At 63.7% G+C, this 23,405-nt stretch carries 23 protein-coding genes and 1 pseudogene; 14 read left to right on the forward strand and 10 right to left on the reverse strand.

Features of this window, described 5'->3' with window-relative positions:
* Nucleotides 1-31 precede the first annotated feature (31 nt).
* From ACQE2J_RS11170 to istB, 3 genes are all read left to right on the forward strand, one after another.
* A complete protein-coding gene (locus ACQE2J_RS11170) occupies nt 32-2,011 on the forward strand; it encodes a hypothetical protein (RefSeq protein WP_127363299.1) in 1,980 nt (659 codons plus the stop codon).
* Between the two features lie 342 nt (nt 2,012-2,353).
* Nucleotides 2,354-3,931: an IS21 family transposase gene (istA, locus tag ACQE2J_RS11175; protein WP_426936342.1), complete on the forward strand. Its 1,578-nt coding sequence runs from the start codon at nt 2,354-2,356 to the stop codon at nt 3,929-3,931.
* Complete coding sequence (gene istB, locus ACQE2J_RS11180; RefSeq protein ID WP_426936343.1) at nt 3,928-4,710, forward strand: IS21-like element helper ATPase IstB; 783 nt, start codon at nt 3,928-3,930, stop codon at nt 4,708-4,710. The genes istA and istB overlap by 4 nt, the downstream gene beginning before the upstream one ends.
* An 847-nt stretch (nt 4,711-5,557) precedes the next feature.
* Here istB and ACQE2J_RS11185 read toward each other — a convergent pair.
* A complete protein-coding gene (locus tag ACQE2J_RS11185) occupies nt 5,558-5,899 on the reverse strand; it encodes a cupin domain-containing protein (protein ID WP_425120048.1) in 342 nt (113 codons plus the stop codon).
* 54 nt (nt 5,900-5,953) lie between these two features.
* Entirely contained in the window at nt 5,954-6,619 is a 666-nt protein-coding gene (locus tag ACQE2J_RS11190; RefSeq protein WP_135542399.1) for a helix-turn-helix transcriptional regulator, read from the reverse strand.
* 48 nt (nt 6,620-6,667) lie between these two features.
* On the opposite strand from ACQE2J_RS11190, the gene ACQE2J_RS11195 reads away from it, so the two are divergent.
* A complete protein-coding gene (locus ACQE2J_RS11195; RefSeq protein WP_135542401.1) occupies nt 6,668-7,258 on the forward strand; it encodes a DUF2249 domain-containing protein in 591 nt (196 codons plus the stop codon).
* A gap of 41 nt (nt 7,259-7,299) precedes the next feature.
* On the opposite strand, the gene ACQE2J_RS11200 is transcribed toward ACQE2J_RS11195, so the two are convergent.
* Nucleotides 7,300-7,776, reverse strand: a complete 477-nt coding sequence (locus ACQE2J_RS11200) for an Lrp/AsnC family transcriptional regulator (RefSeq protein ID WP_426936344.1) — start codon at nt 7,774-7,776, stop codon at nt 7,300-7,302.
* A gap of 109 nt (nt 7,777-7,885) precedes the next feature.
* Between ACQE2J_RS11200 and ACQE2J_RS11205 the strand changes: the two genes are divergently transcribed.
* Together ACQE2J_RS11205 and ACQE2J_RS11210 are read left to right on the forward strand one after the other, a co-directional pair.
* The gene (locus ACQE2J_RS11205; RefSeq protein ID WP_135542404.1) at nt 7,886-9,067 is read left to right on the forward strand and encodes a trans-sulfuration enzyme family protein; all 1,182 of its coding nucleotides are present in this window, start codon (nt 7,886-7,888) and stop codon (nt 9,065-9,067) included.
* A 114-nt stretch (nt 9,068-9,181) separates the two neighbouring features.
* A complete protein-coding gene (locus ACQE2J_RS11210) occupies nt 9,182-9,943 on the forward strand; it encodes a MerR family transcriptional regulator (RefSeq protein WP_425120047.1) in 762 nt (253 codons plus the stop codon).
* 27 nt (nt 9,944-9,970) lie between these two features.
* Here ACQE2J_RS11210 and ACQE2J_RS11215 read toward each other — a convergent pair whose 3' ends face one another.
* The 3 genes from ACQE2J_RS11215 to ACQE2J_RS11225 form a co-directional block, all read right to left on the reverse strand.
* A complete protein-coding gene (locus ACQE2J_RS11215; RefSeq protein ID WP_135538435.1) occupies nt 9,971-10,375 on the reverse strand; it encodes an HIT family protein in 405 nt (134 codons plus the stop codon).
* 61 nt (nt 10,376-10,436) lie between these two features.
* A complete protein-coding gene (locus ACQE2J_RS11220) occupies nt 10,437-10,904 on the reverse strand; it encodes a redoxin domain-containing protein (RefSeq protein ID WP_135538437.1) in 468 nt (155 codons plus the stop codon).
* Nucleotides 10,901-11,344, reverse strand: coding sequence for a DUF3052 domain-containing protein (locus tag ACQE2J_RS11225; protein ID WP_135538439.1), 444 nt, complete (start codon nt 11,342-11,344; stop codon nt 10,901-10,903). Before ACQE2J_RS11225 ends, ACQE2J_RS11220 begins: the two co-directional genes overlap by 4 nt.
* A 262-nt stretch (nt 11,345-11,606) precedes the next feature.
* On the opposite strand from ACQE2J_RS11225, the gene aceE reads away from it, so the two are divergent.
* The 6 genes from aceE to ACQE2J_RS11255 all read left to right on the forward strand — a co-directional run bounded on the left by aceE (nt 11,607) and on the right by ACQE2J_RS11255 (nt 19,367).
* The gene (gene aceE / locus ACQE2J_RS11230) at nt 11,607-14,369 is read left to right on the forward strand and encodes a pyruvate dehydrogenase (acetyl-transferring), homodimeric type (protein ID WP_425120046.1); all 2,763 of its coding nucleotides are present in this window, start codon (nt 11,607-11,609) and stop codon (nt 14,367-14,369) included.
* Between the two features lie 134 nt (nt 14,370-14,503).
* Nucleotides 14,504-15,703, forward strand: a complete 1,200-nt coding sequence (locus ACQE2J_RS11235; protein ID WP_135538443.1) for a PucR family transcriptional regulator — start codon at nt 14,504-14,506, stop codon at nt 15,701-15,703.
* Between the two features lie 55 nt (nt 15,704-15,758).
* Nucleotides 15,759-16,664 (forward strand): ACP S-malonyltransferase, encoded by a 906-nt coding sequence (locus tag ACQE2J_RS11240; RefSeq protein ID WP_135809203.1) that lies wholly within the window; start codon nt 15,759-15,761, stop codon nt 16,662-16,664.
* A gap of 18 nt (nt 16,665-16,682) precedes the next feature.
* A complete protein-coding gene (locus ACQE2J_RS11245; RefSeq protein WP_135809202.1) occupies nt 16,683-17,684 on the forward strand; it encodes a beta-ketoacyl-ACP synthase III in 1,002 nt (333 codons plus the stop codon).
* A 119-nt stretch (nt 17,685-17,803) separates the two neighbouring features.
* Entirely contained in the window at nt 17,804-18,055 is a 252-nt protein-coding gene (locus ACQE2J_RS11250; protein ID WP_135809201.1) for an acyl carrier protein, read from the forward strand.
* Nucleotides 18,056-18,122: 67 nt separating this feature from the next.
* The gene (locus ACQE2J_RS11255; protein WP_135809200.1) at nt 18,123-19,367 is read left to right on the forward strand and encodes a beta-ketoacyl-[acyl-carrier-protein] synthase family protein; all 1,245 of its coding nucleotides are present in this window, start codon (nt 18,123-18,125) and stop codon (nt 19,365-19,367) included.
* 214 nt (nt 19,368-19,581) lie between these two features.
* Here ACQE2J_RS11255 and ACQE2J_RS11260 read toward each other — a convergent pair whose 3' ends face one another.
* Nucleotides 19,582-20,073, reverse strand: coding sequence for a DUF3145 domain-containing protein (locus tag ACQE2J_RS11260; protein WP_426937511.1), 492 nt, complete (start codon nt 20,071-20,073; stop codon nt 19,582-19,584).
* Nucleotides 20,074-20,235: 162 nt separating this feature from the next.
* Between ACQE2J_RS11260 and ACQE2J_RS11265 the strand changes: the two genes are divergently transcribed.
* Nucleotides 20,236-20,535, forward strand: coding sequence for a hypothetical protein (locus ACQE2J_RS11265; RefSeq protein WP_426936345.1), 300 nt, complete (start codon nt 20,236-20,238; stop codon nt 20,533-20,535).
* Nucleotides 20,536-20,555: 20 nt separating this feature from the next.
* Here the strand turns inward: ACQE2J_RS11265 and ACQE2J_RS11270 are convergent, their stop codons facing one another.
* The gene (locus ACQE2J_RS11270; RefSeq protein ID WP_426936346.1) at nt 20,556-20,831 is read right to left on the reverse strand and encodes an integrase core domain-containing protein; all 276 of its coding nucleotides are present in this window, start codon (nt 20,829-20,831) and stop codon (nt 20,556-20,558) included.
* On the opposite strand from ACQE2J_RS11270, the pseudogene ACQE2J_RS11275 reads away from it, so the two are divergent.
* Nucleotides 20,809-21,144 (forward strand): annotated as a pseudogene (locus ACQE2J_RS11275) (integrase core domain-containing protein); the annotation flags it as partial. The gene ACQE2J_RS11270 and the pseudogene ACQE2J_RS11275 overlap by 23 nt on opposite strands.
* 149 nt (nt 21,145-21,293) lie before the next feature.
* On the opposite strand, the gene ACQE2J_RS11280 reads toward ACQE2J_RS11275, so the two are convergent.
* Entirely contained in the window at nt 21,294-22,094 is an 801-nt protein-coding gene (locus tag ACQE2J_RS11280; protein ID WP_426936347.1) for an ABC transporter permease, read from the reverse strand.
* Nucleotides 22,081-22,989: an ABC transporter ATP-binding protein gene (locus ACQE2J_RS11285; protein WP_426936348.1), complete on the reverse strand. Its 909-nt coding sequence runs from the start codon at nt 22,987-22,989 to the stop codon at nt 22,081-22,083. The genes ACQE2J_RS11280 and ACQE2J_RS11285 overlap by 14 nt, the downstream gene beginning before the upstream one ends.
* Between the last annotated feature and the right edge of the window lie 416 nt (nt 22,990-23,405).

The following is a 23,405-nucleotide window of genomic DNA, read 5'->3' on the forward strand; positions in this document are numbered from 1 at the left end:
ATCCAAATTCCAGGAGTCTCGAAAGGTGAAGATGTCGGTCAGTGAACGTCTCGCACAGGCAACCGACGACTCCAGCACCATAACCCTAGAAGAGCTGGGGACTGTCGCCGAAGTGGGTGCCCAGGCCTCTGAGCTGGCTGCCAAACCTCTCGCCCCTTGGCTCGCGTATTCCTTCTGTGCGCAGTTGCGAGATGGGGCCTGGACAGACGACCACACCGTGGCTCTGCTGAGCTTTGTCACTGGCATGGCTCAGCAGCGCAGCTACCTCGCCCTGCGCGAAACGGCAGAGGTATTGCTAGAAGATGAACGAGCCCTCGATTTGGCAGCCACCACGCTTCATGACGCGTTAATTCCTGAAGTGGACACCATCGCATCAAGTCCACTGCTCGCAGGTTTGCGGCTTGACATAGCACTTGAGGTCGTGGCTAAGACGACGGTGGCACCCTACCGCCTGCTAGCGCTGCTCACCGGGCCAGTTCAGGACTACCCAGAGGATTTCGATGACCCTCTGGCACGGGCGCTCGGCGTCGCAGCGGACATCTGGACGGCTCCCGCCGAACGTGCGCGCTTTGCCATTACTTTGGACGAGCTGGCCGGCCGAGGCAGTGAGGACGCAGCCTACGAGGGTGCTGTCGAGCAACTACGCGACGCCCTCATGCAGCCGAGCAAGGAAGACCTTGTCGGCAAGGTCCGCGAAGCTCGGGACAGGTTTACTGCGATGTCACGCATGGTCGAGGGGCGCGACGACGCTGATGCGTTTGCGCAAGCCTGCACAGCTCTTCTTGCGTTCGAGGAAGTAGACCGCGCAGCCCTTTCAGAGTCGGCCCATGCAGCTCGATCTATCGCTGATCGACGGGCGCTTCTCGGTTACGGCATGCACAGTCGGCACTACACGATTGCGCGCCACGGGGCGGAACTTGCTTGGACCTCTCTGGCATGGCAGTTGGAGGTTGCAGCTGCCGAGATCGAGGAAGACGCGTTCCTTGACACCTGGGTCGCGGTTGACGCGATCATGAAGGTCTATGAAGCGGACCGGCAGTTCACCAATCTCCAGACCGTGACCACCCTCATTAGGCCAAGGCTGGCAAATGAGATCGCTCAGCGTCAGGCGATGACGCACCAGCTGGAGCGCGTAGTCGCCATCGACAAGCGGCGGGACGAATCTGAGATTGCGACGGAGATCTACGAACTCCTGGACCTCGTACATCGTGGCCGGGCGACACCGCGCGAGTCGAGCGACGCACCTGAGGAGTCATCTCCTAACGAGCCATACCTCAATGCCTTGCTAGGTCCGGTATCCTCTGTGCTCCATGACCTCTCAGCGCCCCGTCGAGCACGACTCGAAGAAGCTGCACGTCAGACGTTCGTCGGAAGTTTCGCCGGCGATCGGCCCAAGAACGAAATCATCGAACGCCTGTGCGCTGGTCTCGTAGCTGAGCTCGGCGAGAACGAAGCCTTTTCTGGCATGGCGAAAGCAGACTTCTCCCTACTTCTCGTCAATACAGTTCGGTTTCTGGTGCATGTGGGAGACAATGCACAAACCTACACAGCGCCTATCTCGCCCAACGGTGCGGCCCCGCTTGAAGTCGACATTCAGAACCACTTCCACGAGTTCCTCAGTGCGTCTGACTTGGCCGGCCGTGTCGGAAAAGAGCACGCGAACATCGCTGGCGGACGTGCGGATGTCGTCACCACATTCGATGGAGCGCGCCGATACGTCACGGAGGTAAAGCGCGAACTCAGGACCGCAGAAAGGCAGAGCATCGAGTCTGCGTACCTAGCTCAGGCTGCTGAGTATCAGTCGACGAACGAACCGCTAGGTCAGTTGCTTGTACTGGATCTCACCGATCACTCGGGCGGAACGCCGCACCTTCAAGACTCGATTTGGGTGGCGCACCGACGCGACGCCAGCGGTAAGGTGACGAACAGTACGGTCATCGCGATCGTGCGTGGGAACCGGCCGACGCCCAGTGCGATGAAGCAGCAACGGCCGTCGGAGAGCGCATCATGATGCGCGCTGCGGTGATATGTGCACAGTCGGAGCGGCGACCGGCCAATCCAGCAAGCAGGCCATCAGAATGCGCGGCCCATGCGGCGGACGCCGGCGACGCCTCACCAACCGATCACTCGTGATTGGTCGTTCAGCTGCTAGGAGCCTTCCCGCGAGGACAGGCTCCCTGCTAGCGGACATGCCAATCTCCCTGTAGGCGGACACGGATTTCCCTGCTGACGGACAGTTGATCTCCCTGTCTGTGGTCCTGGGATCGGGCCGTGTCGGTCCCGAAATGCGCGTCCCTCCGGGGTTTGCTCGAGGTCTTCTACCACCACGAGCAGGTACCCACCGGAGGGACGCATGAAGAAGTCTGACAGGGAGATCATGGAAATTCTGGAGGCGTTCGACGCCACGGGGTCCGCGCATTCGGCGGCGGGGCTGGCGGGGGTGGATGCGAAGACGGTGCGGCGTTACGTCGCTGCCCGGGATGCGGGGGCGCCGGTGATGGGGCCGGGCCGGCGGCCGCGGATGCTGGATGGGTTCTTGCCGAAGATCGAGGAGTGGGTCGAGCGCAGTAGCGGCAAGGTCCGCGCGGACGTGGTCCATGAACGGCTGGTCGCGCAGGGGTTCACGGGGACGGAGCGAACTACTCGGCGGGCGGTCGCACGAGCCAAGGCGGCGTGGCGGGCCGGGCACCGGCGCACTTACCGGCCGTGGATCACCGAGCCGGGGCTGTGGCTGCAGTTCGACTGGGGTGAGGGTCCGAAGGTGCCCGGCCCGGACGGGACGCCGCGGCGGACGTGGCTGTTCTGCGCGTGGCTGGCCTTCTCGAGGTTCCGGGTGGTGATCCCGGTCTGGGACCAGACCCTGCCCACGCTGATCACGTGCCTGGATGCGACGCTGCACCGCCTGGGCGGGGTCCCGACCTATGTCCTGACCGACAACCCGAGGACCGTCAGCATCGATCACGTGGCCGGGGTCCCGGTGCGGCATCCGCAGATCGTCGAGGTCGGCCGGCACTACGGCATGCAGGTCCATACCTGCGTCCCTTTCGATCCGGAGTCCAAGGGCGGGACCGAGGCGACGGTGAAGATCGCGAAGGCGGATCTGGTGCCCACCGACGCGAACCTCCGCGCCGACTACGCCTCGTTCGCCGAGCTCGAGACCGCCTGCGAGACGTTCACCCACAAGGTCAACGCCCGCAGGCATCGAGAGTCCGCACGGATCCCGGCCGAGGCCCTGGCCGAGGAACGTGCCCGCCTGCACGTGCTGCCGGCGGCTCCTCACACGATGGCGCTGGGCCAGACCCGGTCGGTGGGCACCGATCAGACGGTGCGGTTCGGATCGGTGCGCTACTCCACGCCGCCGGGCCTGGTCGGGGCCGAGGTCTGGGTCCGCGCCGCGGGGATGGAGCTGGTGATCATCGCCGACCTCGACGCCCTACCCACCCTCCCGGCCTGGGCCGGGGACCGACGCGGGCTGGTCGAGGTCGCCCGCCATCGCCTCTCCACCCCGGGCACTCCCCGGATCGACCTGGCCCACTATCCCGACCATCCCCAAGATCCGACCGGCGCTCCCCGCGTTCCACGGCCCCGGGCCCGCACCAGCGCCGAGCGGGACTTCCTCGCCCTGGGAGATGGGGCGAGGGCCTGGCTGATCGAGGCTTCCGCCGCCGGGACAGTGCGGATCCGGGCGAAGATGACCGCCGCGCTCGAGCTGGCCGCCCTGGTCGGCACCGATCAGGTTGATGCCGGACTCGGGATCGCCGCGACCGCCGGACGCTTCGCCGAGGGTGACCTGGCCACCATCGTCGACCACCACTTAAGCGGTGCCGCGGTCGCAGACCTGGTCATCGCTGATGAGACCCACTCCGCCCAGCCCGGCACCACCAGCTGGGCCGGATTCACCACCACCACGAGCATGGAGACCACCCGATGACCGTCACCACGACGATGACTGCCCCGCCGCTGCCCGAGGACCTGACCACGGTCCTGAAGCGCATGCGCATGCCCTACCTCCGTGCTGCCGCCCCGGACGTGCTGGCCACCGCGAAAGCGCAGCGATGGGACCCCACCGAGGTCCTCCGCGTCCTTCTGGCTGAAGAGGTCCGGGGGCGGGACGCGGCCACCAAGGCGATGCGCCGCAAGAGCGCCGGCCTGCCAGCCGGGAAGACCTTCGAGACCTGGCAGGAGACCGCCTCCTCCATCCCCGCCCCGACCCAGTCGGCGCTGGCGACCCTGGAATGGATCCACCGCGCTGAGAACCTCGCCATCAGCGGGCCCTCCGGCACCGGGAAGACCCACTTCGTCGAGGCGATCGCCCACCAGGTGATCGACGCCGACATGCGCGTTGCCTGGTTCACCCTGGAATCGCTGACCACCGCGATCGGACGGGCCAGCGTCGATGGGTCGATCAACAAGGTCATCGCCCGGATCACCCGCGCCGACCTGATCGTCGTTGACGACATCGGCATGCTCCCGGCAGGGCAGGCCGCCGCCGAAGCGTTCTACCGCCTCGTCGACGCTACCTACGAACGGCGGAGCCTGGCCGTGACCAGCAACCTCCACCCCGCCGGGTTCGACACCTTCATGCCCAAGACCCTCGCCACCGCGACCGTCGACCGGCTCCTCCACCACGCCCACGTCCTCACCACCGAGGGCACCTCGATGCGACTGGCCGAGGCCACCGCCGGACGCGGCGTCGTCCCCCTGACCTAACCCCGCAGGGAGATCAACTGACCGCCGACAGGGAGATGAACTGTCCGCGAACAGGGAGATCAAACGTCCGCCCACAGGGAGATCCCGATGTCCCTTGACAGCTCCCACCTTTCCTGCCCCACGCTCAGGCTGACACGTCGCGACGCCGTCCACTTGGCCGAATCTGTACACCCGCCGCGGCTAGCGCCCGACGGATCGTCTGCTGACTCACCCCGAACCGCGACCCGACCTCGATCAGCGTCGCGCCCCCAGCGTAGAGCCGTGCAGCCTCAGGCAGATCATCCTCAGACAGCCCCTTTCCTCGGATCGGAACCGACCTACGAACCAGATGTGCGGCGGCCGTCCGCTTATGAATCCCGAAGCGGTCTGCCAACGACGCCAGCGTCCAACCCCGCCGATACAGCACCACCAGCTCGTCAACCTGCTCCTCCTTGAGAAAGGTTTGAGCCATCCCAATGGCACGTACCAACCGACCCCGAGAGTCCACCACCGGCGGCTCGACCAGTCGCTTAGACTTCCGGTAAGCACCCTGTGACCAGCGAGAAGCTACGGTCTTCAAGGCCTGGCCGATGTTCTCAAACTCCCTACGGAGGCCCACCAGCACAAACACTTACCCAGACACCATCGGCGCACGTCGATCCACTCCCCCGGCGCCCCCCGAGCCCTCAACGTCTCATGTTCATCCTACGGGGCTTCGGATTGGCACCGAGACAATAACCGGCATAGACCAAGCCGAATTTCGCACCCCCTGGAGGAATCGACAGTGTCGCGCCCGTCTGCGGGCTGAGGACTCGTCGACAGCCACTGGAGCAGCTCACGATCGGAATCCTTGAGTCACATCCTCACTTCAGCTGATGTCCATTCTGATGGTGAGAATGAAGGCGGCGTCCTCGAGCGCGGTGACCGCGTGCCTCTCGGCTGGGATGGCGATGTGATCTCCGGTCGACAACTCCCATGACTCGTCCGTCGTCGTCAGACGCACAGAACCCTCGAGAACCTGCAATGTCGCTTCGGGCGGGGAATCGTGCTCGGCGAGTTCGGAGCCGGCAGCGAGGGCGAGCAGCACCTGCCGCAGATAGGTGCCGGTGAATATTCCTTTGGCTGCTCGACCGCTGCCGGCGCGGCGAGCTCTGCTGAGCAGTTCGCGGCTGAGTTCGGCAAGATTCTCGGACGTGAGCTTCTCGGTCATGGTGGTGCGGTTCCTTTCACATTGGTGAGTGGTGCTCGTGGTCCAGGGTCCAGATCAGCGTCTGCGCAGACGGGCGCGGCAGCTGGTCGGGGTGGCGAAGGGCTCGAGCGATTCGACGGCATTCGATGACTGTGCGGCTTCGAGGAAGCCGGTCATCATTCCGCGGTGGATCGCACACACCAGGCTCCCGTGCGTGCCGAGGAACTCGCGCAGCGGACAGTTGTGGAGGTCGATCTGATTCCCGTCGAGGCGGGCCGGCGCGAACCCGGCCGCATCCAGCGTGTCGATGAGTCCGTCGACGGCGGAGTCGGCCCGACTGCCCGCGCCTGCGGCTGCACCGCTCCCCCACTGATACCCCGCCTCCTCGGCCTCGCCCGCGGGATCGGGCGCGGACGCGACGCGCGAAAGAAGGATACGAGCGAGCAGATCGGCTCGGTGCGGCCCGGAGTCCGTGGCCGGCGTGAGGAAGTATCGGACCTCGGGCCGTCCGGGCCCATGAGCGGGCCGCGTGTGACGAACGACGTCACCGTCGCGTTCGAGGACTCCGAGGTGAAAGCGGACCGTGTTCGGGTGAACTCCGAGACTCTCGGCGAGTTCGACCGCTGTGGCACTGGATCGTCCTCGCAGCTGTCGAAGGATTTCGGCGCGCCGACCCCCTCGCGCAGCCGTCGAATCCGGCCGGCCGAGGGAATCGCCGCGTGGTCCCAGTCGAGTGTCCATGATGATAGTTTATCCAAGAGATATTCAGAACAAACCAGAGGAGCTTTCGTGTCCGAAGAAGCCGTCATCGACGTTCGCACCATCCCCAAGCCCGAACGCCACCCACTCATCATCGACGCCTACGAGAAGCTCGACGTCGGTGCTGGGCTGATCCTCGTCAATGATCACGTCCCCGAGGGCCTGCGCGTAGAGATGGTCCGCGAGTTCGCCGATGCCGTCGGATGGGAGCCGCTGGAGAGCAGCGAGGACGCCGTGCGGGTGCGCATCGTCAAGCAGGCGGCGACTCCGACTCCGCGGGTCGTCCTCGACGTCGCCGAGGTGGCCGGCACCGAGGCAGAGTCCGGTTCGGTCTGGCAGCTGCCGACTCAGCAGCGTGATCTCGACGCGAATGTCATCGCCCTCGCCCCGGGCGGAGAGATCCGCGAGCACACCGGACCGAACCTCGACGTCCTCATCCATATTCTCGACGGCGCCGGAACGCTCGAGACCGAAACCGGCACGATCGACCTGTCACCTGGCCAGATCGTATGGCTGCCGCGCCTCTCACGTCGCCGGTTCACCGCCGACGCCGAGAACGGGCTCAAGTACTTCTCCGTCCACCAGCGCAAGCAGGGCCTGACGATCTCCGCCCGGCCCTGAGCCTCCCCTCGTGGGCATCGCCGATGCCGACATGACGCGACTCAGATGTCCTCAGGCATCCACGCCGAGCCCTCCTCGACCCGATAGATGAGGTTCGTGCGTGTATGCGCTACCGCTGGATACCGGGTGAGGTAGTCGAGGACGAACGACTGCACCGCCTCGGTGTCGGCGGCGACGATGTGCAGCAGATAGTCATCCGCCCCAGCCATGTGGTACATCCGCACCACCCCGGGGAACTTCAGCGCTGCGGCCGTGAAGGCGTCGATATCGGCCCGGTCGTGCTTGGCCAGTCGGATCGAGACGAGAGCGTGCAGGCTGACACCGAGGGCACCGGGATCGACATCGAGCCGGAAGCCGCGGATCACGCCGAGGGACTTGAGGCGCTTGAGTCGCAGAGACACCGTCGACTCGGAGATGCCGACTTCCGCGGCCAAGGCGGCGCCCGAGGCGCGCGCATCGACGTTGAGCGCCCGCAGGAGGCGGTGGTCGGTGACATCGAGTGAGACATTCTGCGACATGAGTCACATTCTTCCAGAGATTCTCGCAGGATTTCCATCACTGACGCCGATCATCGAAGTCTCTTGAGAATTCCTTGCGCGCAATAGGAGAACCATATTGAATGCGAGTATGACCTCAATGCATCCGGAGACCCGAATGGTCCATGGCGGAATGGAGGGTCTGGCGGAGGCCGGCGTCCATGTTCCTGCCATCGACCTGTCCACCACCAACCCGGTCAATGACGTCCGGACCGGAGGGGACTCATATGAGAACCTCGCGTCAGGGCACCGGCCGGGCGCCGGCGACTCGGCCGTGTACCAGCGGCTGTGGCAGCCCGGCGTGGCACGCTTCGAAACAGCACTGGCAGACCTGGAGAACACCGAGGAGGCCGTTGCCTTCGCCACAGGCATGGCCGCACTCACCGCGGCCCTCCTCGCCGCGGTCCAGGCCGGCACCCCTCACATCGTGGCCGTCCGCCCGCTCTACGGCGGCAGCGACCACATCCTCGAATCCGGCCTGCTCGGAACATCGGTGACCTGGGCCGAGGAAGACGGAATCGCCGAGGCCATCCGTGAGGACACCGGGCTCGTCATCGTCGAGACCCCGGCCAACCCGAGCCTCGACCTCGTCGACATCGGGGCCGTCGTGACAGCAGCCGGTGGGGTACCCGTCCTCGTCGACAACACCTTCTGCACCCCGGTGCTGCAGAGGCCCGTCGACCACGGTGCCGCCCTCGTGCTCCACAGCGCCACGAAGTACCTCGGCGGCCACGGTGATGCGATGGGCGGAATCATCGCCGCGAACTCCGAATGGGCCACCCGGCTGCGCCAGGTCCGCGCGATCACCGGCGCCCTGCTGCATCCGATGGGTGCCTATCTCCTCCATCGCGGACTGCGCACGCTGTCGGTGCGGATGCATGCGGCCCAGGACACGGCCGGAGAGCTCGCCCGCCGCCTGCAGTCGCGTCCGGAAATCGCCCGCGTCCACTATCCCGGCCTATCCGGGGGCGACCCGCGCGGACTCGTCGGCCGGCAGATGGACGGCGGCGGCGCGATGATCGCACTCGAACTCGCTGGGGGCTTCGAGGCCGCCCGAACCCTGGTCGAACACTGCGACCTCATCGTCCATGCCGTCTCACTCGGCGGTGCCGACACACTCATCCAGCACCCGGCCTCACTGACGCACCGCCCCGTCGCGGCCACCGCGAAGCCCGGCGACGGACTGGTACGGCTGTCGGTCGGGCTCGAACATGTCGATGACCTCGCACGCGACCTGTTCACCGCACTCGATGCGATCCGGAGTGCCGCCTGAGGCCCACCGGAGCACCGGCGCCCCTCGTGCCCGCCCCGGACGATCCCGGGGCGGGCACAGTCGTCTCAGTTCTGGCTTGACCTTGACGTCGCGTCAACTTCTAGGCTGTCAGGCATGGACTGGTCCATTCAGGAAACAGCACGGCTGACGGGAACGACGAGCAGGACTCTGCGTCATTACGACGCGATCGGTCTGCTGCCGCCGACGTACATCGCCGCCAACGGCTACCGCTGCTACGACGAAGCGGCTCTGGTGCGCCTCCAACGCATCCTGCTGCTCAAAGAACTGGGGCTGTCGTTGACGACGATCGCCGAGGTGCTCGACCGCACCGAGGACCCGGTCGAGGCGCTGACACGCCATGTGCTCTCGCTCGGACGCGAGCGGGATCGCATCGACCGGCAGATCGCATCCGTCACCGCGACGATCACGCATTTGAAAGCAGGTGAACCGCTCATGGCGGAAGAGATGTTCGATGGCTTCGACCATCGGCAATACGAAGAAGAGGTGACCGAGCGTTGGGGCGCCGACGCGTACCGACGCTCCGATGAATGGTGGTCCCGGAAGAGTCACACGGACAAACAGGTGTGGAAATCGCGGGTCGCCGTGCTCTCCCAGGATTGGATCGCCGCCGCAGAGGCGGGGGCGCGGCCCGAATCGGACCGCTGCCAGGAACTCGCCCGCCGTCATATCGAATGGCTGAAGGCGATTCCGGGCACCCCGGCCCATGATCCCGCAGGGGATCTCGCCGGCTACGTGCGCGGCCTCGGCCGAATGTACGTCGACGACCCACGACTCGGTGCGAACTACGGCGGGACCGCAGGCGCCGAGTTGGTCAGGGACTCACTCGACCGCTGGCTCGAGGCCCATCGGATCTGAGACGGCCCGCGACGGACCTCATCTGGTTCAGGGCAGTTCGGAGAGTGCCTGACGGATCTTCTCTGCAGGCACCTCCAACTGCTCCGGGGTCTGCATCGGAGCTCGATCGGAGATGTCGAAGTCGTCCATCGAGTTCGTCGGCAGAACGTGGATGTGCAGGTGGGGCACTTCATAACCGACGATGAGCAGACCGATGCGCTCGCAGTCGAGGGCCCTCTTCTGCGCTTCACCGAGCCTCTTCGCCACGGTCATGAGATGGTTCATCAGCTCCTGGTCAGCATCGATCCAGTGCGAGATCTCCTCACGCGGGACCACCATGAGATGACCTTCTGTCATCGGAGCAACGTCGAGGAAGGCGACGCACTTCTCGTCCTCATGGACGAAGGTGCCGGGAATCTCGCCATTGATGATCTTCGTGAACAGCGTGGCCATGTGGAGTCCTCCTTGCAGTCCCCGCGGAGCGTGGACCCGCCCGCGGAATGTGGCTCGAATTTCACAGGCAGGAGACGGCCGCAGCGAAATCCGCGCCGAAGTCGCGGGTCTCGGTGCGAGCGACCTGCCTGCCACTGACGATCGTACCTGTCGGGGCGATCACGAAGACCCCGCGCTCGGCGACGCCGTGGATCGGGTCGAAGACGCCGAAGGCACGGGCCGACTCACCGTGCGGCCAGAAGTCCGACAGCAGCACGATATCGGTGTCGGCGTGCCGGGCCCAGGCGGCCAGGGTGTACTTCGAGTCCACGGACACCACGACCACCTCGACAGCCCGCCCGCGCTCGCGCATCCGCTTCTGCCACACATCGAGTGCGGCGAGTTCGTCACCGCAGATCGGTGAGAACGCAAACGGGACGAAAACGAGCACGACCACGCGAGGTCGGGCCGCCTCGGTGAGGGTGAAGACCGATCCGAACTGATCGGGAAGGGCGAGATCCGGGGCCCGGTCACCGGGCCTGAGGATCATGAGAAGTTCTTTTTGCCTACGAGTCGGAAACCGGCCCAATCATCGGCGGCACTGACCGTCGACGTCACGTGCATCCCGGCGGTCGGAGCCGCCTCGGAGATGTCGGCTGGGCTGATGTGGCCGGGGCGGTTCGCCTTCGGGCTGAGCAGCCACACGACTCCGCCCTCCTTCAACGTGGCCTGGGCGTCGACGAGGCCGTCGATGAGATCATCGTCGTCCGATCGCCACCACATGAGGATCACGTCATAGACATCGTCCTCTTCGCCGTCGGCGATCTTGTCTCCGATGATGCTTTCGATCGCCTCGCAGAGTGCCTGGTCGACATCGTCGTCATAGCCGATCTCTTGCACATAGTCGCCCTTGCTGAAGCCGAGGTTGTGTCCCAGCTCGTTCGCGAGGGTCGAAGTGGAGGATGTCCTTTCAGAAGCGGAGTTGCTCATGCCTGTATTGTTCCGTCAACAGTGGTCAAGGTGCAAATGATGTCCGCGCCCGCGCGCCGCAAGCGCAGTCAAAGGGCATCTAAGCACGCATTTCCGTCAGGGAGATCACAAGTGAACGGCACAGCGAAGTTTGCCTGCCCGTACTAGGCTGACCTGTGTATCGGGTGGACCCTGGGCTCAGACATCCTGCGGACCACACTCCATCTGATGGACATGATCTCTACACCAATGAAGATCGTGGAGCTGAAGAGAGGACCACATCGTGGACAATCGGAATCAGGGCGGCCCCATTCTCAACGGCCTGCCCAGCCAGGTGCCCGACATCGACCCGGAGGAGACCGAGGAATGGCTGGCCTCCCTCGATGGCCTCATCGATGAGAGCGGTCGAACACGAGCACGCTACATCATGCTGCGCATGCTCGAGCGCTCACGGCAGAAACAGATCGGTGTCCCCAGCCTCACGGCCACCGACTACGTCAACACCATCGGACCCGAGAACGAGCCATGGTTCCCCGGCGACGAAGAGGTCGAGCGCCGCTACCGCCGTTGGAACCGCTGGAATGCCGCCATGCTCGTGCACCGGGCCCAGCGTCCCGGCGTAGAGGTCGGCGGACACATCTCCACCTACGCCTCGTCCGCGACTCTCTACGAGGTCGGGCTCAATCACTTCTTCCGCGGCAAGGACCATCCCGGCGGCGGTGACCACATCTTCTATCAGGGTCATGCCTCCCCCGGTATGTACGCTCGTGCCTATCTCGAGGGGCGGATGAGCGCCGAACAGCTCGACGGGTTCCGTCAGCAGCAGTCGCACTTCATCGACGGCAAGCCGCAGGGGCTGCCCTCCTACCCGCACCCGCACCAGCTGCCTGACTTCTGGGAGCACCCCACGGTGTCCATGGGTCTGGGGCCGATGAACGCGATCGCGCAGGCTCAGTTCGACAAGTACCTGCACAACCGCGGCGTCAAGGACACGTCCCAGCAGCAGACCTGGGCGTTCCTCGGCGACGGCGAACTCGACGAGCCCGAGAGCCGCGGCATGCTCCATGTCGCCGCTTTCGAAGAGCTCGACAACCTCAACTTCGTCATCAACTGCAACCTGCAGCGGCTCGACGGCCCCGTCCGCGGCAACGGCAAGATCATGCAGGAGCTCGAATCCTACTTCCGCGGTGCCGGCTGGAACGTCATCAAGGTCGTCTGGGGACGCGAGTGGGACGCCCTGTTGGCCAAGGACCGCGACGGTGCGCTCGTCAACCTCATGAATGTCACGCCCGACGGTGACTACCAGACCTACAAAGGCGAGTCCGGCGGGTTCGTCCGCGACAACTTCTTCGGCCGTGATCCGCGCACGAAGGCGATGGTCGAGAATTACAGCGACGAGCAGATCTGGAACCTCAAGCGCGGAGGCCACGACTATCGCAAGGTCTACGCCGCTTACAAGGCAGCCCTCGAACACACCGGTCAGCCGACGGCGATCCTCGTCAAGACCGTCAAGGGCTACTCGCTCGGACCTCACTTCGAGGCCCGCAACGCAACGCACCAGATGAAGAAGATGACCGTCGACGACCTCAAACTCGCTCGCGATCACTTCCAGATCCCGATCTCGGATAAGGAGCTCGAAGAGAATCCGCAGCTCCCGCCGTACTACCACCCGGGTGTCGACGCCCCCGAACTCAAGTACATGCAGGAGCGTCGTGCCGAGCTCGGCGGATACTCCCCCGAACGTCGCAGCACCCACATCGACCTCAAGATGCCTTCCGAAAAGGCCTTCGAGGCCGGGCGTCGCGGTTCGGGCAAGCAGCAGATCGCGACCACGATGGGCTTCGTGCGCGTGCTCAAGGACCTCATGCGGGAGAAGGAGTTCGGTCACCGGATCGTGCCGATCATCCCCGATGAGGCCCGCACCTTCGGCATGGACTCGTTCTTCCCGACGGCGAAGATCTACAACCCACACGGTCAGAACTACATTTCTGTCGACCGGGACCTGTTCCTCGCGTACAAGGAAGCCACTGACGGTCAGCTTCTGCACGTGGGCATCAACGAGGCCGGCGCGACCGCAGCACTGACTGCGGCGGGCACCTCGTACGCCACCCACGGCGAGCCGATGATCCCGTTCTACATCTTCTACTCGATGTTCGGCTTCCAGCGCACCGGCGACTTCTTCTGGGCCGCCGGCGACCAGATGGCCCGCGGATTCGTCCTCGGTGCCACCGCAGGACGCACGACACTCGTAGCCGAGGGCCTGCAGCACGGCGACGGCCACTCGCATCTGCTCGCCTCGACGTACCCCTCGGTCGTGTCCTACGACCCGGCTTACAGCTACGAGATCGCCCATATCGTCAAGGACGGCATCCACCGGATGTACGATCCCGCCGATGAACGCGACCCCGACGTGCTCTACTACATCACCATGTACAACGAGCCGATGGTCCAGCCGGCCGAGCCGGAGGGCCTCGACGTCGAAGGCGTGCTCAAGGGCCTCTACCTGCTCAAGAAGGGTGCCGACAACGGTGGGCCGAAGGTTCAGCTAATGGCCTCCGGTGTCGGTGTCCAGTGGGTCCTCGAGGCTCAGGAGCTGCTGGAGAAGGACTGGGGAGTCTCGGCCGATGTGTGGTCGGTGACTTCGTGGACCGAGCTGCGTCGTGACGGCCTCGACGCCGAGAACGAGCGGCTCAAGCACCCCGACGCCGAATCGCGTGTGCCCTATGTCAGCGAGAAGATGGCTGAGACCGAAGGCCCGGTCATCGCGACCTCGGATTACATGCGAGCCGTGCCCGACCAGATCCGCCAGTACGTGCCCAGCCACTTCACCTCGCTCGGCACCGACGGCTACGCGATCTCGGACACCCGTCCCGCGGCTCGTCGCTACTACCTCGTCGACGGTCCGTCTGTGGTCACCCAGGCGCTCATCTCCCTGGCCGACACCGGGAAGATCTCGGCTGAGAAGGCCGCCGAGGCGGCGAAGAAGTACCAGCTCGACGATGTCCGAGCGGGCAGCTCGGGATCGACCGAGGGAGCAGGAGCCTGATCTCCTGAGATTGCTCACGCGTTGAGCCCCGATATGGCCGGAGTCTCCAAGACTCCGGCCATATTTGTCTCAAATTCCCACTGGTTGTATGTCGCTGACAACGTATTTGTGAGTAATCATCTAAAGTCGTACTCATGATGTCTGATGCCGAGTCCGTGCGCCGTCGCGCCGAAACCGCCCGTCGACTGCGGGCGGGAGTCGGGGTCCTGTCGTCGGTGACGCTGCAGCGGCTTGAGACGCAGCTGCCCTGGTACCGCACGATGTCGTCCTCTGACCGGTCCTGGGTAGGCTTGCTCGCCCAGTCGGGCATCTCCTCATTCGTCGACTGGTACCGCAAACCCGATAAGAACCTGCGCGTGGTCTCCGACCTGTTCAAGACCGCTCCGCGCGACCTCGTCCGCGCCATCAGCCTGCAGCAGACACTGCAGCTGCTCAAGATCGTCGTCGAAGTCGTCGAGGAGCGCGTTCCGGACATCGCCCGTCCTGTCGAGCAGCCGGCCCTGCGCGAAGCCGTGCTCGTCTATTCGCGCGAGGTGGCCTTCGCCGCCGCCGATGTCTACGCCCGCGCCGCCGAAGCCCGCGGCAGCTGGGACGCCCGACTCGAGGCTATGGTCATCGACGCTCTCGTTCGCGGAGACTCCGTCGATGAGCTCGCCAGCCGCACCGCTGCCTTCGGCTGGCAGTCAGACGGCCCAGTGTGCGTCATCGTCGGGCGTGCCCCGCAGCGCTCGGCGAACAAGGGCCTCGACGGAATCCGGCGCAAAGCCAGCAGGTGGGCCGACGACGCCCTCGTCGGCATCCACGACAACCGGCTGCTCATCGTCCTGGGCGGGGTCACCGAAGTCGATGAGGCCGTCGAGGATCTGTCCGACTGCTTCGGTCCCTCCGAAGTCATCGTCGGACCCACGGTCCCGGCGCTGGCCGAGGCGGCCACCTCGGCGAAAGCGGCGATCCGCGCACTCAAGGCCGCCACAGCACGCCCTGACTCCCCGCGGCCGGTCAAGGCCGATGACCTGCTGCCCGAAAGGGCACTGGCCGGAGACCGGATCGCCTTGGGCGAGCTCATCGACCGCTATTACGCACCATTGACGTCGGGCACCGGGCAGCTGCTGAAGACCGTCAGCGCGTATGTCGAATTCGGATCCTCGCTCGAAGCCACGGCCAAGGCGCTGTCAGTGCATCCGAACACCGTCCGCTACCGTCTGCGCAAGATCACCGAAGCCATCGGACTCGACCCGACGACGTCTCGCGATGCGTTCGTCATCCACATCGCATTGGTCTATGGGCGACTGTCAGAAGACGGCGTATTGTCGAACAGCGACAAATCTCATTGAAATCGGTCCGACGTCCATTAGATTGGCATCTGGAACCCAACGAAAAGAGAACTGAGTGCTTGCAATCACCTGTCCGGGCCAGGGAGCCCAGAAGACCGGTTTCCTGAGTTCGTTCCTCGAACTCGATACCTTCTCGGCACAGATCGACGAACTCCAAGCCGCCTCGGGGATCGATCTGCGTCTGCATGGAACCGATTCCGATGACGAGACGATCAAGGACACCGCGGTGGCTCAGCCCCTGCTCGTCGCCTCCGCCATCGCCTGCGCAGCCGAACTCGGTGCCAGTCCAGCCGTCGTCGCAGGCCACTCCGTGGGTGAGATCGCCGCAGCGCAGATCGCGGGCATCTTCACTCCCGCCGACGCCATGCGCTTCGTCAAGGTCCGTGCCGACGGAATGGCCACCGCTGCCGCCGCCGCACCGACCGGCATGTCCGCTGTGGTCGGCGGTCAGCCCGACGATGTCCTCGCCGCAATCGAGGCCGCCGGGGCCAGCCCTGCCAATGTCAACGGCGGAGGCCAGACCGTAGCCGCCGGTTCGCTGGAATCGCTCGAGGCGCTGGCCGAGGACCCGCCGGAGCGCGCTCGGGTCATCTCGCTGCCCGTGGCCGGTGCCTTCCACACCGAGTTCATGGCTGCGGCCACCGAGGATCTCGCTGCCACCGCCTCGGCGATGGAGGTCTCAGATCCGACCGTGTCCATCCTCAGCAACTCCGACGGCGCTGCTGTCGCAGCCGGTCGTGAGTACGTCGACCGTCTGGTCAAACAGGTCACGAACCCGGTGCGCTGGGACCTGTGTCAGGAGTCGCTGCTGAACTCCGGGGTCACCGGAATGATCGAACTCGTCCCCGGTGGAACCCTCACCGGCATCGCTCGACGCGCCATGAAGGGCGTCGAGACATTCGCCGTCAAATCAGCCGCCGACCTCGACGGCGCGCGTGAGTTCGCGGCAGCCCACGCCTGAGAATCGAAGGAAGACGTTATGCCCACACTCAAAACAGCCGAGCTCGGCACCTTCTCGCGCATCGCGGGAATCGGCGCCTATCGTGCGGAGAACCTCGTCACAAATGACGATATCGCCGGACCGATCAACTCTTCCGACGAATGGATCCGTCAGCGCACCGGCATCATCACCCGCCGTCGCGCCAGCAGAGATGTCGGGGTCCTCGACATGTGCGAAGAGGCCGCCCTCGAGGCGATCGCCTCCTCCGGTCTCAAGCCGGAAGACATCGGCGGCATCATCATCTCCACGGTGACATTCCCCTACTTCACCCCTTCGGCCGCGGCCGCACTGACGGACCGCCTCGGCACCGGGCCGGTCCCGGCATGGGACATCAGCGCCGCCTGCGCGGGCTACTGCTACGGAATCTCCCAGGCCGACGCACTCGTGCGTGCCGGAACAATGGACAACGTTCTCGTCATCGGAGCAGAGAAGCTCTCCGACGTCATCGACCCAGAGGACCGATCGATCTCGTTCATCCTCGGCGACGGTGCCGGGGCGGTCGTCGTGACCTCATCCGATGAACCGGGCATATCGAAGACCGTGTGGGGTTCGAAGGGTGAGAACTGGTCGACCATCCGGATGACCGATTCGCTCATGGACATCCGCGACAACCGCGAGCTGCCGTTCCCGACCCTGCGCCAGGACGGTCCGACCGTCTTCCGCTGGGCTGTATGGGACGGCGCCGAGGTGGCCAAGGAAGCGCTCACCGCGTCCGGGGTCGAGGCCGAGGACCTTACGGCATTCATTCCGCACCAAGCGAACATGCGCATCATCGATGAACTCGCCAAACAGCTGAAGCTACCCGAATCGGTCATCATCGCGCGTGACATCGCTGACAACGGGAACACTTCGGCGGCGTCGATCCCGTTGGCCACAGAACGGCTGCTGCGTGAACAGCCCGAACTCAGCGGCGGTCTCGCCCTGCAGATGGGCTTCGGCGCGGGCCTGGTCTACGGTGCGCAGGTCGTCCGCCTGCCCTGAGACACACCCATTCACGGAAAACTCTCCGTGAATGTCCTAAGATATTCGGCGGGACACTCGTCGAAAAGTTCCTCAAACGGTCGAAAAACCCTCGGCCGAAATCAGAAAGTAGGAAAGAAATGGCATTCACCGAAGCTGAAGTCCTCGCTGGGCTGGCAGAGATCGTCAACGAAGAGACCGGCCTCGCTGCCGAAGCAGTCGAAGCCGACAAGTCGTTCACCGACGACCTCGACATCGACTCCATCTCGATGATGACCATCGTCGTCAACGCTGAGAAGAAGTTCGGCGTGAAGATCCCCGATGACGACGTCAAGGACCTCGTCACCGTTCAGGACGCTGTCGACTACATCAACAAGGCTCAGGAAGCCTGACCCACAGCAGCCGAACACGGCCCGTCCACAGACGGGCCGTGTCCACACTATCGACGAGGTTTGTACCATGACATCTAAAGTTGTCGTCACCGGAATCGGTGCGGTAACCCCCTTGGGCGCGACTGTCGATGCCACTTGGGAAGCCATTCTGGCCGGCAAGTCCGGCGTCCACACCATGGACAACGATTGGTCAGAGAAGTACGGCCTCGCCGTGGACTTCGCCGCGCAGGTCGACCCACAGGTCGTGCCCGACAATCTCAAGCGGGTGCAGGCCAAGCGCCTCGACCCCTCGAGCCAGTTCGCCCTCATCTCCGCTCGTGAGGCCATGGCCGACGCCGGCCTCGAGGAGACAGATCCGGAGCGCACTGCCGTCTCCTGGGCTACCGGAATCGGCGGAGTCTGGACGCTGCTCGACGCCTGGGACACTCTCCAGGAAGAGGGCCCGCGCCGGGTCATGCCTCTGACCGTTCCTATGCTCATGCCCAATGGTCCTGCGGCCGCGATCGGAATGGAATTCGAGGCTCGCGCCGGTGTGCAGACTCTGGTCTCCGCCTGCGCCTCATCGACCGAGAGCCTCGGTCATGCTTATGACGTTCTGGCTTCGGGCAAGGCCGATGTCATCATCGCCGGCGGTTCCGAAGCTGCGATCCACCCGATCACCCTGGCGGCGTTCAACTCGATGCAGGCGCTGTCGCGTCGCACTGATTCGCCCGAGGCCGCATCGCGTCCCTACGACGTCGATCGCGACGGTTTCGTCATGGGCGAAGGAGCAGGCACGCTCATCCTCGAAACCGAAGAGCATGCCAAGGCCCGTGGAGCGAAGATCTACGCCGAGGTGGCCGGTTGGGGCATCTCGAATGACGCCTACCACATCACCGGCGGAGAGCCCGAGGGCAAGCATGCCCTCGCCGCCATGCAGCAGGCCCTCGACGGCGGTGAGATCACCGCAGCCGAGATCAAGCACGTCAACGCCCATGCGACTTCGACCCCGGTCGGAGACATCCCGGAGTCGCTGGCCATCAGTGAACTCCTCGGGGACAACGTCTCTGATGCTCTGGTCTCGGCCACGAAGTCGATGACCGGCCACCTCCTCGGCGGCACCGGTGCGGTGGAAGCGATCCTCACGGTCAAGGCTCTGCAGACGCGCACGGCTCCCCCGACCATCAATGTCGATGAGGTCGACCCGAAGGTCGAGGGCATCAACATCGTCCGTGACACTCCGCAGGAACTGCCTTCGGGCGATATCGCGGCGATCACGAACTCATTCGGCTTCGGTGGTCACAACGCCGTCGTCGCCTTCCGCTCCGTCTGATCAACGCCGCTCCAATCGAGCGGCTCGGCCCACTCCAGAGTGGACAGCACAGGTTTGATCCTGGGCTGCTCACCTTGGAGTGGGCCGTTTTCATCGGTGCTCAAGCAAAGCGTGAGAGCGGTCAGGCGAAATGGACACACCCGAGGCAGGTAGGTGTGCCCATTGAGCAGAATTGAGCCGGAGCCGCCGAATGACTGTACGGCCCGGAGGCGATTCAGCCGACCTTGGTCAGCCAGCGAACCGGCGCGCCGTCGCCTGCGTGGCGGAACGCGTCGAGTTCCTCATCCCACGCTTCGCCGAGGGCAGTCGCCATCTCCGAGGAGAACTTCGCGGGATCGCCTGCAGCGCGGTCCATGACCGAGCGGATGCGGTCTTCGGGAACGAGGATATTGCCAGCTGTGTCGGTCACGGCGTGGTAGATGCCCAGATCGGGTGTGTGGCTCCACCGTCCGCCGTCGACTCCGGGAGAGGGTTCTTCGGTGACCTCGTAGCGGAGAGAATCCCAGCCGCGCAGGGCCGAAGCGATACGGGCTCCGGAGCCTGCCGGCGCGCGCCAGCAGACTTCTGCGCGCACGAGACCTGGAGCAGCCGGCTGGGGTGTCCAGTCGAAGCGTGCTTGTGCGCCGATAGCCCCGCCCGCTGCCCATTCGATGTGAGGGCACAGCGCACGAGGTGCTGAGTGGACGAAGAGTACGCCCTGTGTCATATCCATTTCTGCCTCCTACCTCGGATACGTCTTCCCCTACGATCCGAAAGGAGGTGCTGACCACATGATAGTCGATGTTCGACGTGCAGCCAAGCATCAAAGATACTGGTGGCGTCGGGTGCCTGCGCGGTGGTCGCGATCGACGTTAGGGTGGCCGGCCCCATGACTGTGGAACTCACGACGCCCGACTCACCGCAGCGGACCATCCGCATGTTCCCCGACTATACGGATACGGTACTGTGGATCAACATACCGATCGACTACGAGGACACGGAATTGTCCGGCCAGCTCGGCGCGGTGCTGGAGGCGTCGGAACAGTCTTACTATGACTCGCTCGATTCCGCCTTCGTTTGGGTATCCGACACAGCTGCACGCACCTTCACCGAGGAAGGCGTGCGGCTCGCCCGATGGGTCTCTGCCGAAGTCGGTCCCAAGTTCGTTGTCAAGCCCCGGGTTTCGTAGAGCCTCCTTTTCTTGGTTTCCTAAGCAGCCGCGGACTCTGTCGCGGACTGGTTGATCCATTCAGAATGGACCTCGACGGGCGGTCGATAGTCAATCGCTGAATGCAACCTGGACTGGTTGTACCAAGCCACCCACTTCGAGGTCTCCGCCATCACCTCAATCGGCCCCGACCAGACCTTCAGGTCGATGAGCTCTGCCTTGTAGACCAAGTTCAATGCCTCGGCCATGGCGTTGTCGTACGAGTCCCCACGCGACCCCACCGACGCCACAACCTCGGACAAGGGCGCCCAGTACACGTCGGCGCAGTTGCATCAAGCATAGGTCGAACTGGGTTTGAGGCAGTCGGCGGGTCGGACTGGGGTGTGTTGGGATAACGCGATGTCGGAGTCGTTCTGGTCGTCATTGAAGCCGGAATTCTTCGAGCGGCGAGTCTGGCAGGCCCGGGCTGAGGCGATGCGGGAAGTCGCTCGTTGGATCGAGGTGGTCTATAACCGGCGGCGGTTGCACACGGCGTTGAGTATGGTGCCGCCGGTGGAGTTTGAGGAGAAGTTCCGGGCCGAGCAGAGTGCCGGCCAGGTTCAGGAGGAAGCGTCTACGCAAGCTGCGTGACGTGGTTCACGTGTCCACGACTTGCGGGGAGGCTCAGTAGCGCGCCACCGCACGGACACGCACAGGAGTATGTCTTCGCGACTTCACAGCTATTCGTATGTGCCATCGTCATCTCACCTCGTAGTTTGTTCTCCGTGCATGCATCGCGATTATCGCTTTCTCCAGAGGAGCAGACCACCAGCAATTGCTGCGGCAGATAGAGGCAAAGCGATAAACAGTTTGGCAGTCAGTGCACTGCCTACTTCTTGACCGGTGTAGATCTTGCCAAGAGCTTCGAACCATTGCTTGAGCGGATTCCACTCGAGAACGTCTTGCATGACCTGCGGCAACTCGGTAATCGGTACAGCAGCGCCCGAACCGAAGTACATGATGAAGAACAGGACCGCAGAGATACCTTGAATTGCGCGAGCATCGAGAGGCAATGAGCCGACGAAGAACCCGATGGCGCTGAGCCAACCGATCATGAGGAAGATGAGCAGCCAGAAGAAGGGGTTGGCGGCGGTAGGCAAAAGTCCGTGAGCAATTCCGATGACGAGCGACACGACGAGCAGGCCCAGGATGGAGAGCACTAGCATGGACAGAATCAGTGCGATGCCGAAATAGATGAGTGGCAACGGAAGAGTTCGATACCTGATGTCCGACCTTCGAGTACGCAGCTCAGCGAGATAGATCGGCAAACCCATGACCGCAAGATTCGCTACTGCCGTGCCCAACAGAGCCGGGAAGATCAGATCGATGTACCGGACGCCTTCGTCGACCTGCTGCTCGGCGAAGGGAAGGCCGATGAACAGATAGATGACCAGAGGGAAGGCGAGGCTGAAGAAGACGGCGATAGGTTGTCGCAGCAATAGCCGTAATTCTTGCACGAACCACGTTCGGAGAATTGATGCACCGGATGCCGCATGGTGTTTGTGTGAAGGGGCATAGATCGAGCTCTCAGGCGCGGCCATCGCTACTCCGTTCTGCTTTTGTGGTGTCGACCATGGTGGCAAAGACATCCTCTAGTCGCACTGCTCCGGTCAATAGATCTCGGTATCTGACCTCACCGTGTTCGTGGTGATCCTCTAGAACGCGACCAAGCTGTTTGATTTCATCACGTGGACCGAACACGGAGAGCGAACTCGGTGCGCGTCCAATCTCGAGGCCGCTGGCTTGCACCATGCGCTCAGCTGCCGAATCAGGTGCCTCTACGCGCAGCCGCCAGTCGCCGCCGGCGTGCTCCAGTATCTCCGCAACGGTGCCGGTGTCGGCTACCCGGCTGCCGGAGATCACTGTCATGCGGTCGGCGAAAGCTTCTGCTTCAGCAAGGTCATGAGTCGATGTGATGATCGCTGTTCCAGCACTACGGATCTCGCGGAAGAAGCGCCACATCTCCCCTCGCCCATCCGGATCGACACCGCTGGTTGGTTCATCCAGAATCAGCAGACGAGGTCGACCGATGCATGCGATGGCCACGTCCAAACGCCGCTGCCATCCTCCTGAGAGCTTGTCGACGGAAGATGATAGGTGCGGGCCGAGCCCCATTGCCTCAACCACAGCGTCCACGGGGCCTGCGTCTTTGAAGAGACAGGCCTTCGCCTGAATCGCTTCCTTGGCCTTGATCCCGCCAGGCAATCGTGATTCCTGCAGTTGAACACCGGTCGTCAACCGAGCCTCGCGACTGCCTGGGGTCAGATGACCGCAGATGCGCGCTTGACCCGAGTCAGGTCGCCTCAGCCCCGACAGGATCTCCAACGACGTCGTCTTCCCTGATCCGTTCGGTCCTACTACAACGAGTACTTCACCTGCATGAACAGAGAGGCTCACAGCATCGATAGCAGTCTTCGGACCATACTTTTTGGTCACTGAGTCCAGCATTCCAACAGCAGAGTGTGTATTCCTCATACAGCTACCATATCGATAACGAACCCGTAAATCGATGTTGTTAAGACACGCGTCGAGTCAAGCATCGTCAAGCTTAATGAAATCGTAACTCCCAATTGATTACACATTTACTTCGCCCGGACTCATAGCCGTCGACTTGATACATGTTCTCGATTAGGTGGATCAGTGCTCTTTAATTTAATCATCAACTTTCAAATTTAATGTTAAACAGATTGCCCTCAAAAATGAACACGAATCGCGCCACACCAAGAGGCAAGGACGCTCTCCAGTTGAAGAATCACCCATATACTGCCGAGCGATAGCGCCAGCGCCCTAGGGGCGAGCCAGGATACCACATTCACAAATATCGTATCGACAACAGCAGATGTCGATTTGCG

Source organism: Brevibacterium sp. LE-L, assembly GCF_050214925.1.
Taxonomy (GTDB): Bacteria; Actinomycetota; Actinomycetes; order Actinomycetales; family Brevibacteriaceae; genus Brevibacterium.